This is a genomic window from Brevundimonas sp. UBA4553 (assembly GCF_002387245.1).
GTDB lineage: Bacteria > Pseudomonadota > Alphaproteobacteria > Caulobacterales > Caulobacteraceae > Brevundimonas.
The window spans coordinates 126,078-140,660 of record NZ_DGLD01000001.1 but is presented as its reverse complement, the minus strand read 5'-3'; the positions used below and the strand labels follow the sequence as shown (position 1 = coordinate 140,660).

Annotated in this window: 12 protein-coding genes; 2 read left to right on the top strand and 10 right to left on the bottom strand. The window is 69.4% G+C overall.

Annotated elements, in window-relative coordinates:
• Positions 1–32: 32 nt before the first annotated feature.
• Complete coding sequence (locus B4A39_RS00715; protein ID WP_292032169.1) at positions 33–836, bottom strand: potassium channel family protein; 804 nt, start codon at positions 834–836, stop codon at positions 33–35.
• Between the two features lie 49 nt (positions 837–885).
• Between B4A39_RS00715 and dapF the strand changes: the two genes are divergently transcribed.
• Together dapF and B4A39_RS00705 are read left to right on the top strand one after the other, a co-directional pair.
• Positions 886–1,731 carry a diaminopimelate epimerase gene (gene dapF / locus B4A39_RS00710; RefSeq protein ID WP_292032167.1) on the top strand — a complete coding sequence of 282 codons (846 nt, stop codon included), beginning with the start codon at positions 886–888 and terminating at the stop codon, positions 1,729–1,731.
• An 87-nt stretch (positions 1,732–1,818) separates the two neighbouring features.
• Positions 1,819–4,098 carry an NADP-dependent malic enzyme gene (locus B4A39_RS00705; protein WP_292032166.1) on the top strand — a complete coding sequence of 760 codons (2,280 nt, stop codon included), beginning with the start codon at positions 1,819–1,821 and terminating at the stop codon, positions 4,096–4,098.
• Positions 4,099–4,159: 61 nt separating this feature from the next.
• Here B4A39_RS00705 and B4A39_RS00700 read toward each other — a convergent pair whose 3' ends face one another.
• From B4A39_RS00700 to rdgB, 9 genes are all read right to left on the bottom strand, one after another.
• Positions 4,160–5,839 carry an AmpG family muropeptide MFS transporter gene (locus B4A39_RS00700; RefSeq protein WP_292032164.1) on the bottom strand — a complete coding sequence of 560 codons (1,680 nt, stop codon included), beginning with the start codon at positions 5,837–5,839 and terminating at the stop codon, positions 4,160–4,162.
• A gap of 41 nt (positions 5,840–5,880) precedes the next feature.
• Positions 5,881–7,419 (bottom strand): response regulator, encoded by a 1,539-nt coding sequence (locus tag B4A39_RS00695; protein ID WP_292032163.1) that lies wholly within the window; start codon positions 7,417–7,419, stop codon positions 5,881–5,883.
• Between the two features lie 54 nt (positions 7,420–7,473).
• Positions 7,474–9,060, bottom strand: coding sequence for a YifB family Mg chelatase-like AAA ATPase (locus B4A39_RS00690; RefSeq protein WP_292032160.1), 1,587 nt, complete (start codon positions 9,058–9,060; stop codon positions 7,474–7,476).
• A 77-nt stretch (positions 9,061–9,137) separates the two neighbouring features.
• Positions 9,138–10,088, bottom strand: a complete 951-nt coding sequence (gshB, locus tag B4A39_RS00685; RefSeq protein WP_292032158.1) for a glutathione synthase — start codon at positions 10,086–10,088, stop codon at positions 9,138–9,140.
• A gap of 113 nt (positions 10,089–10,201) precedes the next feature.
• The gene (locus B4A39_RS00680) at positions 10,202–11,014 is read right to left on the bottom strand and encodes a SirB1 family protein (protein ID WP_292032155.1); all 813 of its coding nucleotides are present in this window, start codon (positions 11,012–11,014) and stop codon (positions 10,202–10,204) included.
• Positions 11,011–11,439, bottom strand: coding sequence for a YraN family protein (locus B4A39_RS00675; RefSeq protein WP_292032153.1), 429 nt, complete (start codon positions 11,437–11,439; stop codon positions 11,011–11,013). The genes B4A39_RS00680 and B4A39_RS00675 overlap by 4 nt, the downstream gene beginning before the upstream one ends.
• Positions 11,440–11,447: 8 nt before the next feature.
• The gene (gene rsmI, locus B4A39_RS00670; protein WP_292032151.1) at positions 11,448–12,323 is read right to left on the bottom strand and encodes a 16S rRNA (cytidine(1402)-2'-O)-methyltransferase; all 876 of its coding nucleotides are present in this window, start codon (positions 12,321–12,323) and stop codon (positions 11,448–11,450) included.
• A gap of 33 nt (positions 12,324–12,356) precedes the next feature.
• Entirely contained in the window at positions 12,357–13,553 is a 1,197-nt protein-coding gene (gene hemW / locus B4A39_RS00665) for a radical SAM family heme chaperone HemW (RefSeq protein WP_292032149.1), read from the bottom strand.
• Positions 13,546–14,148, bottom strand: coding sequence for an RdgB/HAM1 family non-canonical purine NTP pyrophosphatase (rdgB, locus tag B4A39_RS00660; RefSeq protein WP_292032147.1), 603 nt, complete (start codon positions 14,146–14,148; stop codon positions 13,546–13,548). Before rdgB ends, hemW begins: the two co-directional genes overlap by 8 nt.
• Between the last annotated feature and the right edge of the window lie 435 nt (positions 14,149–14,583).

Sequence of the window (14,583 nt, the reverse complement as noted above, 5' to 3'; positions counted from 1 at the left end):
TACAAGCCTGTCATCTTTCGTCGCAGCGCGGCTCAGTCGCCGTCGTCGGGGATGCACAGGATCTGGCCGCAGGCCTTGCAGTGGACGGCGTCGGGATCGTGCTTCTGCAGGCCGCAGGTCGGGCAGGGGAACTTGACCTTGTGCGGCCGGATCAGGGTCTGGGCCAGCCGGATGAACAGGGTGATGCCCACCAGCATGACGACGATGGAGATGACCCGCCCGCCGTTGCCCGGCAGGGTGATGTCGCCGAATCCGGTCGTCGTCAGGGTGGCCACAGTGAAATAGAGGGCGTCCAGATAGCCGTTGATATGCTCGGCCTTGCCCCGGAAATAGGCGTAGACGAAGCCGGTCACAACGAAGACGAAGGTGATCAGGGCCGCCAGGGCCCGGGTGATCTCCTCGACCCGCGTATCGTCGAAGCGACGGCCGATGGTGCGCCAGAACAGATCGCTGTTCAGCAGGCTCCACAGCCGCAGCAGCCGCAGGAAACCGAGGTTGGCCAGCCAGACCGGGAACAGCAGGGTCGCCAGCACGAACAGATCGACCCAGACGATCGGCCGCTTCAGCCAGTCGCGGATGTCGGAATAGGCGTAGGCCCGCGCCGCCAGGTCCAGCCCCAGAATGGCGGCGATCAGATAGTCGGCGACATAGAAGGCCCAGCCCGCCTCCCGGAGAATGGGCGTGGCCAGGAAGAAGCCGATGATGATCAGGTCGACGACGATGACCATCAGGCGGAACTTGACCGCCGCCGGCTGGGTCCCGTGATAGAGATAGCGTAGCCGCGCCCTCAGCCGCAGACCTTCGGATTGACCGGTTTGGATTTGATCGGGCGCCATCGTCGCCAGCGATACATGAACCGGCGAAAAATCCTATATGAAGGCGATCATGACCCAGGCTGCTCGCCCCTATATCCGCATGAACGGCGCCGGAAACGCCTTCATCGTCGTTCAGGCCTTCGAGGAGGGCTTTCACCCCGACGAGGCCCAGGTGCGCGCCCTGGCCGACCCGGCGGCGGGCCTGGGCGGCTTCGATCAGCTGATCGGCGTCGAACCGTCCGAGACGGCCGACGCCTTCATGCGGGTGTGGAACGCCGACGGCTCCATGGTCGAGACCTGCGGCAACGCCCTGCGCTGCGTCGGCTGGCTGCTGCTGGAGGCCACCGACAAGGAAGAGGTGGTGATCGACACCCTCGGGGGACCGACCACGGCGCGGCGCGCTGGCGATCATCTGGTGACCGTGGATATGGGCGCGCCGCGTCTGGAGTGGGATCAGGTGCCGCTGGCCGAGGAGATGGACACGCGCGGCATCGAACTCCAGGTCGGGCCGATCGACGCCCCCCTGCTGCACACGCCGGGCGCGGTCTCGATGGGCAACCCCCACGTGGTCTTCTTCACGGACCGGCAGGACGACGCCTTCGTGCGCGGATCGGGTTCGCTGGTCGAGCATCACCCCCTGTTCCCGCAGGGCGTCAACGTCGGCTTCGCCAGGGTGCTGGACCGCGACCATATCCGGCTGCGGGTGTGGGAGCGGGGCGCGGGTTTGACCCTGGCCTGCGGCACCGGCGCCTGCGCCGCCCTGGTGGCCACGGCCCGGCGAGGTCTGACCGAGCGCAAGGCGACAGTGGTCGTCGACGGCGGCGAGCTGACGATCGACTGGGACGAGACTTCCGGCCACGTCTTCATGACCGGCCCGGTCGAGGTCGAGCGCACGGGGCTTTTGCCACAGGCCTGAGCAATCGACCCTGACGCGGCGTCAACGGTTGTCCCCACCCGTCCCACGATCTAGGAACAAGGAGCGCCTGCCCTTCCCGAGATCGAAATGCCCGAACTGACCGACAAACAGACCTTCTCTGACGACGACGCGCTGGAGTTCCACAGCGATCCGATCCCGGGCAAGATCTCCATGGCGCCGACCAAGCCGATGGCGACCCAGCGCGACCTGTCGCTGGCCTATTCGCCGGGCGTGGCCGTGCCGGTCCTGGCCATCGCCGCCGATGCGGACAAGGCCTACGACTACACCTCCAAGGGCAATATGGTCGCCGTCATCTCGAACGGCACCGCCATCCTCGGTCTGGGCAATCTGGGCCACATGGCGTCCAAGCCGGTGATGGAGGGCAAGTCGGTCCTGTTCAAACGCTTCGCCGACGTCGACAGCTTCGACGTCGAAGTGAAGACCACCGACCCGGACGAGTTCGTCACCGTGGTCAAGAACATCGGCGACACCTGGGGCGGCATCAACCTGGAGGATATCAAGTCCCCGGAGTGCTTCGAGATCGAGGCCCAGCTTCAGGACCTGCTGGACATCCCGGTCTTCCATGACGACCAGCACGGCACGGCCATCATCTCGACCGCCGGCCTGATCAACGCGGCCCATATCGTCGGCAAGAAGCTGGAGGACCTCAAGGTCGTCCTGTCGGGCGCCGGGGCCGCCGGCCTGTCGTCCATCGCCCTGATGAAGGCCGCCGGGGTCAAGGCCGAGAACACCGTCATCTGCGACCGTGAAGGCGTGATCTACAAGGGGCGCTCGAACGTCTCGCAATGGCAGGCCGCGCACGCCACCGACACCCATCTGCGGACCCTGGCCGAAGCCATGGTCGGGGCCGACGTGGTGCTGGGCCTGTCCGCCAAGGGCGCGATCTCGAAGGATATGGTCGCCTCCATGGCGCCCAACCCGATCATCTTCGCCATGGCCAACCCCGACCCGGAAATCACGCCGGAAGACGTCAAGTCGGTGCGCTCGGACGCCATCATCGCCACTGGCCGCTCGGACTATGTGAACCAGGTCAACAACGTCCTGGCCTTCCCCTACCTGTTCCGCGGCGCGCTGGACGTGCGCGCACGCCAGATCAACCACGAGATGAAGATCGCCTGCGCCCACGCCCTGGCGGCGCTGGCGCGCGAGGACGTGCCGGACGAGGTCGCCGCCGCCTATCGCGGACGCAAGCTGAAGTTCGGCCCCGAATACATCATCCCGACCCCCTTCGACCCGCGCCTGATCTGGTACATCCCGCCCTTCATCGCCCAGACGGCGATGGAAACCGGCGTGGCGCGCAAGCCGATCGCCGACATGGACGCCTACCGCATCTCGCTGAAGCAGCGGGTCGATCCGTCCGCCGCCCTGATGCAGAAGATCTCCTCGGCCGTGCGCTCGGGTCCCAAGCAGCGCGTGGTCTTCGCCGAGGGCGAGGAGCAGGCGGTCATTCGCGCCGCCTGGGCCTTCAAGCAGGCCGAGCTGGGCACGCCCATCCTGGTCGGCCGTGAGGACCTGATACGTCAGAACGCCGCCGAAGCCGGCCTGAACTTCGACGAGCTGGGCATCGAGATCGTCAACGCCCGCACCTCGGGCAACAACGTCGAATACACCGACTGGCTATATGAGCGCCTGAACCGCCGCGGCTATCTGCGTCGCGACGTGCAGCGCATGATTAACCAGGACCGCAACTACTTCGGCGCCACCATGATCGCCCGGGGTCAGGCCGACTGCATGGTCACCGGCGTGACCCGCAACTTCAACATGGCCCTGAAGGAGGTCCGTCGCGTCCTCGACGTCACGGACCGGATGATCGGCCTGTCGATCCTGCTGGCCAAGGGCCGCACCCTGTTCGTGGCCGACACCTCGATCCACGAACTGCCCAACGCCGCCGAACTGGCCGAGATCGCCATCAAGGCCGCAGCCACGGTCAAGAAGCTGGGCCGCACGCCGCGTGTCGCCTTCCTGTCCTACTCGACCTTCGGCGATCCTCCCGGCGATCGCGGCGAGAAGGTCCGCGAGGCCATCCGCATCCTGGACAGCATGGCCGTCGACTTCGAATACGAGGGCGAAATGCCGCCCGAACTGGCGCTGAATCCGGAAGCGCGCGCCAACTATCCCTTCATGCGCCTGACCGGCGACGCCAACGTCCTGGTCATGCCGGCGATCCATTCGGCGGCCATCTCGACCCGTCTGGTGCAGTCGCTGGGCGGCGCCACCGTGATCGGCCCCCTGCTGGTCGGCCTGGAGAAGTCGGTGCAGATCGTGCCCCTGGGCGCCTCGGTCAACGAGATCATCACCGCCGCCACCTTCGCCGCCTATGCCGAAGGAGCGCCGGTCGAGGAGTGACCGGACCCGACAACGAACACGACGGGAGGCGGCCTTCGGGCCGCCTCCTTGCGTTTCAGCCTCAGGCCTCGGGATTCAGGCGGCGACGCTCCACCGTCAGGCGCACCCATTCCATGGCGCAGAACACCACGGCGATGACGCCCAGCCAGGCTGCGATCACGAACATGGCCGCATAACCCTGACGCTCGATCAGCTCGCCCAGAGCCCCCCGTCCCAAGGTGCCGATCAGCAGGGCCAGGGAGGTGAAGACGGCGAACTGGACGGCGCCGAACATCTTGTTCGACAAGGCCGAGAGATAGGCGACGAAAGCCGCGCCGGCGAAGCCGCCGGCGATGTTCTCGCCCGCGATGGCCAGCATCAGCCGCGCCAGGGGCTCGCCGACGTGGAACAGGCCGAACAGCTTGTAGAGACCGGTCGCGGTCATGAAGCCGTGGATCACCGGGGCGCCGAGCGCCAGATCCATCATCAGCAGGTTGGTCGCCGCCGACAGGGCCGCGCCCAGCAACAGGCTGGCCATGCGGCCGATGACCAGCAGGGCCCAGCCGCCCAGGCCGATGCCCAGGATGGTCATGACCACGCCGAAGGTCTTGGAGGCGAGGGCGATCTCGGTCTTGGTGTGACCCAGGGCGCCGCCCGTGTCGCCCATGTAGAAGGGGAAGGCGAAGGGCCCCCAGACGCCGTCGGTGATGCGGTAGGTCAGGATCAGGCCCAGAACGATGACCGCCCCCCAGCCCAGGCGCCCCATCAGCTCGACCAGGGGCGCCAGGATGGCGTCATACAGGGTGTTGATGAAGGGCGGAGCGTCCCGTTCAGCCTGAACGGCTCCAACCTTGCCGCCGCGCCAGACGATCAGCCCCGCCAGAAGGGCCGGCAGGATGACCGCGCCGCCGACGATCCACGGCCCCCAGGTGGCGGTGAACTCCCCCGCGCTGGGCGCCGGGGTCACGCTGAGCGCCGTGACCATGAAGCGGACCAGCATGAAGGCCGCCCAGGCCCAGGCGCCCAGGGTGACGGCCAGCGCGATCATGCGCAGACGCGGCGAGCCGATGCGTTCGCGAGCGATGGCCTGCCGGGCCGCCGGCTTGGGCTCCGGCGCGATCAAGGTTCCCAGAACGCCCAGTCCCATCAGCCCCGCGCCGATGACGAAGGTCGCCGACCAGCCCACCGTGTCGGCCAGCACCAGGGCGCCCGCGCCGCCGACGAGGGCCGCCGTGCGGAAGCCCAGCTGATAGACGGTCGACAGCAGATCCACCGGGACGCGTTCGTCCGCAACCTCGATCCGCCAAGTGTCGATGACGATGTCCTGCGTCGCCGAGGCGAAGGCGCCCAGCGCCGCCGCCCCTGCCAGCAGGGCGATGGCGCCCGTGCCCGGATGCGACAGGGCAATGGTCAGCAGCGCCCCCACCAGGACGACCTGGCAGAGGATCAGCCACGACCGACGACGCCCCATCCGGCCGATGATGGGCGGGGTCAGGCCGACCGACGGCGACCACAGGAATTTGAAAGCGCCGAACAGCCCCACCCAGGACAGGACGCCGATGGTGGCCACCGAGACGCCTGCATCCGACAGCCAGGCGTTCAGGGTGCCGAACAGCATGGCGAAGGGCAGGCCGGCGGAAAAGCCGAGCAGCAGCATGGCCAGAGTGCGCCGCTCGCGGAAGGCCGCCTTCAGGACGCCCAGGCCTTTCGGCGACGGCTGCAAGGCCGCGACCTCGGAAGCGGGCGTCTTGGTCTCGGTCATGCAGGTCTCCGGCGGACGCCGCCGGATACGGGCGGTCGTGGTTACTGAGCCCCGACCTTGGCGCGGTTGCCGACGTTCGTCCAGCGGGTCAGGGTTGCGCGCAGGGCGTCAGCTTCCAGCGGCTTGGTGAGATGGTCGTTCATGCCCGCCTCCAGACAGGCGATCCGGTCCTCGGCGAAGGCGTTGGCGGTCAGGGCCACGATGGGGGTGCGTTCGCCTCGCGCCCGCAGCGCCCGCGCCGCGCCGGGTCCGTCCAGACGCGGCATCCGCATATCCATGAAGATCAGGTCGAAGCGGGCGTCCTTCAGGGTCTGCAAGGCTTCCTGGCCGTCGGCGGCGGTCTGGACCACGCAACCCTCGCGGCGCAGCAGGGTCTTGGCCAGCAGGGCCCCGACCGGATTGTCCTCGACCAGCAGGACCCGCAGACCCTTGAAGGCCACCGGCGTGACGCGATCGTCATCCGAGGCGCGGGCGGTCGCGGGCGTCAGACCCTTGCGACGACCGGTGGCGGCCTGAACCCGCTCGGCCAGAGAGGCGCGCCGTAGCGGCTTGATCAGATAGCCGTGAAAGCCCGCCGACCTGTAGCGGTCGATCAGGTCGCGCTCGCTCGGCCTCAGCAGGATGATGGCCTCCCCCTGGGACGGGCGCACCATCAGGACGCCGTCCTCGGCCATGGCGTGGTCGATCAGGGTCACGCCCGCCTGCCGGGCGACGCGACCGCCGGACGCCTCGATCTGGGCCGTCGCGGCCTGACGCACGAAGGGATCAGCGGTGCGCACGGCCACGACCACGCCGTCCAGAAGCTGTGCGCGCGGCGACGCGTCGACCGCGGCCGGGAAGGGCGCTTCGAAGCGAAAACGGGCGCCGGGGCCGTCGGGCCGGTCGGACACCGCCACGGTCCCGCCCATGGCCTGGGCCAGACGGCGCACGACCGCCAGACCCAGACCCGCGCCGTCGAAGCGGGCGGCGTCCGAGGCGTCGGCGTGACCGAACTCGTCGAAGATGCGTGTTCGCGCCTCCTCCGGCACGCCGGGACCTGTGTCGTCGACGACAAAGGCCAGGCGCGGGCGGGCGGCGGTTCCACCGGCGCGCTCGACCGTCAGGCGCACCCCGCCCCGGTCGGTGAATTTCACAGCGTTGCCCGCCAGATTGAACAGGACCTGACGCAGGCGCCCCTCGTCGGCGATCACGTCGGGGGCGTCGGCCGCCACGGACCAGACGATCTCCAGACCCTTGTCGTGGGCCTTGGGGCTGAGCAGTTCGGCCACGCCGCGCGTCAGACCCTCCAGATCGACCGGGGCGGAATCGAACTCCAGCGCGCCGGCCTCCAGCCGGGCGAAGTCCAGCAGGTCGTTGACCAGGCCCAGCAGATGCTCGGCCGACTTCTGCGCGGCGTCGGCGTAGGCGCGCTGGGCGCCGTCCAGCTTGGTCCGCGACAGGAGGCCCAGCATGCCGATCACTCCGTTCAACGGGGTGCGCATCTCATGGCTCATCAGCCGCAGGAATTGCTGCTCCGGCGCAGCGGAGCTGGCGGCGGAGTTGATTTCGGTCGGTGCGTGCGTTCTGCGTGCCTGTCCCATGGTCGGCACCCTAACGACCAAGGGTTAAGCGTGGCCGAACGAGAATTCTCGCTTTCAGAAAGCGGGCGCCTCGCTGCGGCCTGCGGTCTGGCGGTCGAAATCCCCTTGGGCGCCGACTGTCGCGCGGCGATACATCAAGGCCTCAGCGACGTGGCGGCGCAGCACGCCCGTCGAGCCGTCCAGATCGGCGATGGTGCGCGCCAGCCGCAGGGTGCGTGTCCAGCCGCGCGCGGTCAGCCCCCCCGCCTCGCCCGCCCGCATAAGAAGGGCGCGGCCTGCCTCGTCCGGCGCAGCGAAGCGGTCCAGGGTCTCGCCCGACGCGCGGGCGTTGATCCCCTGGTCGCGCGCCTTCTCCGGATCGAAGCCCGCCGCGCGGACACGCTCCTCCTGCTGGGCGCGGGCCGTGGCGACGCGGGCAGCGGCCTCGGCTGTGCCCTCGGCGGGGGCGGGCAGGGCCATATCGGCGGCCGTGACCGGCGGGGTCTCCACGGTCAGGTCGATGCGGTCGAACATCGGGCCGGAGATGCGGTTCTGATAGTCGCGCTGACAGCGGGGCGCCTTGCCGCAAGCGCCGCGCCCGGCGCCGCCCAGACCGCAGCGGCACGGGTTCATCGCCGCCACCAGCTGGAACCGGGCCGGATAGCGGACATGGGCGTTGGCGCGCGCCACCACGATCTCGCCCGTCTCCAGCGGCTGACGCAGGCTGTCGAGCGCCTGGGCCGAATACTCCGGCAATTCGTCGAGGAACAGGACGCCGTTGTGCGCCAACGAGGCCTCGCCCGGCTTGGCCCGCAGGCCGCCGCCGGTCAGGGCGGCCATGGAGGCGGAATGATGCGGCGCGCGGAAGGGCCGGTCGCGCGTCAGGGCGCCGCGCTGGATCAGCCCCGCCACCGACCAGACCATAGATGTCTCCAGCAGTTCCTGCGGCGTCAGCGGCGGCAGAAGGCCCGGCAGACGCTGGGCCATCATCGACTTGCCCGAGCCGGGCGGACCGATGAAGAGGAGGTTGTGGCCGCCCGCCGCCGCGATCTCCAAAGCGCGCTTGGCGCTCTCCTGACCCTTGACCTCGCGCAGGTCGGGGATCGCGCCGCCCGCCGTCACCGGGCCCGGTTCGGGCGCCCTCAAAATCTGCGTACCTCGGAAATGATTGATCAGGCCGATCAGGGAGCGAGGGGCCAGGATAGCCGTATCGCCCGCCCAGGCCGCCTCGGGGCCGTTGGCCTCGGGACAGATGAGCCCCAGCCCCATGGCCCCCGCCGCCATCGCCGCCGGCAGGGTTCCGCCCACGGCCGCGATCTGGCCGTCCAGCCCCAGTTCCCCGACCGCCGCCCAGCCGTCGAGGGCGTCCGGCGCGATCACCCCCATGGAGGCCAGCAGGGCCAGGGCGATGGGCAGGTCGAAATGACTGCCTTCCTTGGGCAGGTCGGCGGGGGCAAGGTTGGCGATGACCTTCTTGGGCGGCAGGGCCAGGCCGATGCCGGCGAAGGCGCCGCGCACCCGTTCACGGCTCTCGGCCACCGCCTTGTCCGGCAGGCCGACGATGGCGAAGGCCCCGGCGGGCGTCGCCACCTGCTGCACCTCGACATCGACCCGTCGCGCTTCGACTCCGTCGAAGGCGACCGTCACCACCCGCGCGACCATGGGTTCCCTCCCGTTGACCGGAAGAGAACAAATCACGAACTCACAGCAACCGCAAGAGCGACGTTATGCGACCCGTCTCAGGCCGCTTGGGCCTTCTTCTTCTCGATCACGTCCCACATCAGCGCCGTGGCGTCGACGCCGCTGAACTTGAGCAGTTGCTGGGCGCCGGTGGGGGAGGTCACGTTGATCTCGGTCAGGTAGTCGCCGATCACGTCGATGCCGACGAAGATCAGGCCGCGCTCCTTCAGATAGGGGCCGATGGCGGCGCAGATCTCCAGATCGCGCGGGGTCAGGTCGACCGGGGCCGCCGTGCCGCCGACGCGCAGGTTAGAGCGCACCTGATCCTTGGCCGGGATGCGGTTGATGGCGCCCACCGCCTCGCCGTCGATCAGGATGATGCGCTTGTCGCCCTTGGACACGGCGGGGATGAATTTCTGGATCACCAGCGGGTCGCGCGACCCGGCGGCGTGGATCTCGATCAGGGCTTCCAGATTGGGGTCGTCAGCCTTCAGACGCACCACGCCCGACCCGGCGGCGCCGTGCAGAGGTTTCAGCACCACATCGCCGTGGCGGCGGTGAAAGTCGACCAGGGCGACCGGGTCCGAAGACACCAGGGTCGGCGGCTGCAGGCCGGGGAAGAGGGTGGCGATCAGCTTCTCGGGCGCCGATCGCACCTCGGCCGGGTTGTTGACCACCAGGGTCCCGGGATGCACCCGCTCCAGCAGATAGGTGGCGGTGACATAGGCCATGTCGAAGGGCGGGTCCTGACGCATCAGGATGACGTCCACGTCCTCAGCCAGATCGAGGATCACCTCAGGGCCGAAGTCGGCGTGATCGCCCTGGACCGCGTTCACCGTCACCGGACGGGCGCGGCAGAACAGACGGCCCTCGTCCAGCGACAGGGTGCGGAAGTCGTAGATCCACAGCTTGTGGCCGCGGGCCTGACCCGACAGGGCCATCAGGAAGGTGGTGTCGGACTCGACGTTCACCGCCTCAAGCGGGTCCATCTGGATGGCGACGTTCAGCATGGGTGGTCCTTGGTAAGTGGCGCTATCGCTCGCGTCGCGGGCGCTGTCTGCGTGAGCGCCGCCTGTGAAGCTCAGGCCCCTACTTGAGGGCGCCAGGCACGCGCCGCAAGGCTTCAGTTCAGACGCATCCGCACCCGGTCCATGGTGGCGCGGTGGGCGTCGGCGGGACCATCGACGGCCCGGGCGCGCGACAGGGCGTCGAGCGCGCCGGTCAGGGCCCCCTGCTTCTCGCGCGCGGCGGCGACGTCCAGCCAGGGGCGATGATCCTCGGGATCGAGGAGGGCGCGGCGGAGCGCCGAACGTTCCGCGCCCTCGAAGTCCTCGGCCCGCAAGGCGCGACTGAACAGGACGTTCTGCAGCCGGATCAGGGCCTCGCGGTCGCTGACCGGAGCCATCAGCAGGTCCAGCCGATCGGCGACGTGCGGCGTCAGACCAGCCAGCAGAGCGCGTCGGGTCAGTTCGCTGGGCAGGACCAGGCGGCCCTGGCTGAAGGGATCCAGCGCGACCGGCCCCTCGGGAGTCTCCACCCGCAGCAGGACGTGGCCGGGAAAGTCCACAGCCGCCGCCTTCAGGCCCGCACGACGCGCCGCGTCGAGGTAGAAGACCACCAGAACGGCCGACAGGCCGCGCCGACGCTCGGCCACGTCGATGACGTCGGTGTTGCCGGGATGATCGTGGGTGAGCAGGTCGCCGTTCAGGCGCAGGTCGGCGGCCATGGTCTCGGCCAGGGCGTCGTCGGGGCCCTCATGCGCGGCGCGTTCGCGGACCCTCTGGGCCGCCTGCTGGGCCAGCAAACGGACCGGTTCGGGGTCGCGGAACGGATAGTCGTGGATGGCGCAGGCGATGGCGCATTCGAGCAGCGGAAAGCCGTCGTCCTCGGCGGTTCCCGCCTGGGCCAGAATGGTCTCCGCCTCTTCCCGGGTCACCGGATGTCCGCTCCTGTCGTCGTCACGCCGCGAAGATGGCGCGGAAATCGTCCGGGAGCCAGCGCCACCATATCAATCCGCAGATCCAGCCCCTGGAGCGACGGCCTTCCCCGGGCGACCGCCTGCCCAGCGGCGGCCAGACGACCCTGCTGTTCGGGGGCCAGAGAAAGGATGGCCGCCTCAAGGCTGGCGCGCCGCTTGACCTCGACCACCGCCAGGGTGCGGCCCCGTCGGGCCAGGATGTCGATCTCGCCGCCCCGCGTCTTCAGCCGAAAGGCGAGGATCTGATAACCCTTGAGCATCAGCCACAGGGCGGCGATCCATTCGGCGGCGTGGCCCTGCCGGTGCGACCGCCCGCCAAGCGCCTGACGCCATCCCGCCTTCGCCTGTCGAGGCGACCGGGACGGCGACAGCGGCGGCCGCAAGCGGGGCTTCAACCCCGGCCCTGCATTTCCAGCGCCCGCTTGTAGAGCGGCTTGCGCGGCAGGTTCAGCGCCTTCGACACCTCGGCCGCGGCTTCGCCCGGCGGCAGGCGGGTCATGGCCTCGGTCAGGGCGGCGTCGGCGTCGGCGGCGCTGGCGACCTCGGCCTCGCCAGGACCGATGACGATGACGATCTCGCCCTTGGGCGCGTCGCAGCGCGGGTCGGCGGCCAGGTCCGACAGGCTTCCGCGGACAGCCTCCTCATAGAGCTTGGTCAGTTCGCGGGTGACGGCGGCGGGGCGGTCGCCCAGCACGGCGGCCATGTCGGTCAGGCTGTCCTTCAGGCGCGGCCCGCTCTCAAAGAAGACCAGGGTCTGACGTCCGGTGCGCAGCTCCTCCAGCATCGTCTTTCGTGCCCCCGACTTGGGCGGCAGGAAGCCCGCGAACAGCACCCGGTCGGCCGGCAGGCCCGCCAGACACAGGGCGGCCAGCAGGCTGGAGGCGCCGGGGACGGGATGAACGGGCAGGCCCTCCGCGATCGCGGCGCGGGCCACGACATAGCCGGGGTCCGACACCAGGGGCGTGCCGGCGTCGGAGACCAGGGCCACCACCTCGCCCGCCCTCAGCCGCTCGACCGCGATCTCGGCGGCGCGCGCCGAGGCGTGATCGTCGCAGCGCTCCAGCCTGGCGCGCAGGCCATAGGCGGTCAGCAGCTTGGCCGTGACGCGGGTGTCCTCGGCCAGAACCAGGTCGGCGGCGGCCAGAACGTCGAGCGCGCGCAGGGTCATGTCGCGCAGGTTGCCGATGGGCGTGGCCACCAGATAGAGGCCGGGCGCGACGGAGCGCGCGGGCGGGGCGGTCGGTGGAAAAAGTGCGGCGTCTGACATCGGCCGGACCCTGCCAGTCCGGCGGCGTCGGGTCTAGGTCAGCAAGGCCCGCAGCACGGCGTCCAGCACCGGGCGGCCGGTGGCTGTGGCGGCGACATGACCCTCGGCAAGGGTGAGGAAGCCGTCGGCGATCAGGTCAGCCAGGGGGCCGGCCGTCTCGGACAGGCCCAGGGCGTGCAGCAGCGTCAGCGGCGCCCCCTCGACGGTGCGCAGGCCCAGCAGGACCCGCTCCTCGGCGGCGCCGAGGGCGTCCAGCGCCTCGCGCTCGGCCCAGGGGGCGCCGGCGGCCACGCCCGCCACATAGTCGGCGATGCGGCGATGGGCGACGGTGGCGGTGCGCTCGCCGGCCAGCGTCAGCCGCCCGTGGGCGCCGGGGCCGAGGCCCAGATAGTCGCCGCCGCGCCAGACGTGCAGGTTGTGGCTCGAACGCGCCGCAACGTCGCGGGCGTGATTGGACACCTCATAGGCCTCGAACCCGGCGCCCTCGAGCACGGCCTGCGTGGCCTCGTAAAGCGCCGCGGCCAGATCCTCGTCCGGCGGGGTCAGGGTTCCGCGCGCGAGGGCCCGGCCGAAGGCGGTCGTCGGCTCTATGGTCAGCTGATAGGGCGAGACGTGCTCGAACCCCAGGTCCAGCGCCGTGGTCAGCTCCGCCGTCCAGTCCGCGACCGACTGGCCCGGCCGGGCGTAGATCAGATCGATCGACAGGCGCGGGAAGGCGCGCGCCGCCGTCTCGACCGCGCGCCGGGCCTCAGCCGCAGAATGGTCGCGGCCGAGGAAGGCCAGCGCGGCGTCGTCGAACGACTGCACCCCCATGGACAGGCGGTTGATACCGGCGTCGGCCAGGGCGGCGTAACGCCCCGCCTCGGCGTCGGTGGGGTTGGCCTCCAGGGTGATCTCGATCTCGCCGTCGGGTGGAAAGAGGGTCCTGGCCTGCGTGATCACCGCCGCCACCGCCTCGGGCGGCATCAGAGAGGGCGTGCCGCCGCCGAAGAAGATGGAGGCCAGACGCCGCGGTCCGACCAGGGCGGCCTGGGCCGTCATGTCCGTCAGAATGGCGTCGACCAGTCCGGCCTGCTCCTCGATCCGCCCCCGGTCGCGCACGACGTTGAAGTCGCAATAGGGACAGATGCGGGCGCAGTAGGGCCAGTGAACGTAAAGGGCGAGAGTGTCTTTCTGGTCTCCGACGCCTCGCTCGCGGCGCGCGGTTGATTGAGGGCGCGCCTCAGTCAATCAGCGCGGCCTTGAGCCGGGCGAAGGCGCGGGCGCGATGGCTGATCGCGTCCTTCTCCGCATCTTCCATTTCGGCGAAGGTCCTGTCCGACCCTTCCGGGCGGAAGATGGGATCATAACCGTGGCCCCGGTCGCCGCGCGGCGGGAAGACCAGCTCTCCGTCGAGGCGCCCCTCGACCACCACGCAGGGACCGTCGGGCCAGGCGACGGCCAGCGCCGAAGTGAACCAGGCGCGACGGTCCGTCGAGCCGATCTCCTCCAGCCGTTCCTCGACCTTCTTCATGGCCAGGACGAAATCCTTGCCCGGTCCGGCCCAGCGCGCCGAGAAGATACCCGGCGCCCCGTCCAGCGCCGCGACCGACAGGCCGGAGTCGTCGGCCAGGGCGACCTCGCCCGAGGCCTCGGCCGCATGACGGGCCTTCAGCATGGCGTTGCCCACGAAGGTGCTCTCGGTCTCGTCCGGTTCGGGCAGGTTGAGGCTGCCGGCCGTGACGATCCTGTAATTTCCGTCCAGCAGCGCTTCGATCTCGCGCGCCTTGCCCGGATTGTGGGTCGCGGCCACCAGCCGCATCCCCTTGATCAGCTTGAGATTCATGCGGTCACCTTAGTCCCGTCCGATGCATTGCGGAAGTTTAACATCGTTAAACGATATGTAACGTGCTTTTCGAGGGGGCATGGCGCATCTTCATTCTCAAGAACGGGGGTCGCACCGTTCAGACGAAGCAGCCAAGACGCAACGTTCACCCAGCGACACAACAGAAACGCACAAAAAACGTGCAACAACGGAGAGATACGATGCAAGCGATGAAAACCTCGATCTGGATGGACCGCGTCGGCCACGGCTTCTTCAACGCCCTTCTGCTGGCCGCCCTGCCCACCGCCGCCGTCGCCCTGATCATCCAGAGCCTGTGATCCGACACTGGATCACATTGGGGGCTTTGACGATCAGCATGAACACCGCGAAGAATAGCGCCGCGTGAGGGTTTACCGGACCCCGCGCGGCGATCGCCGCCAGAACCATCCGGCCTGA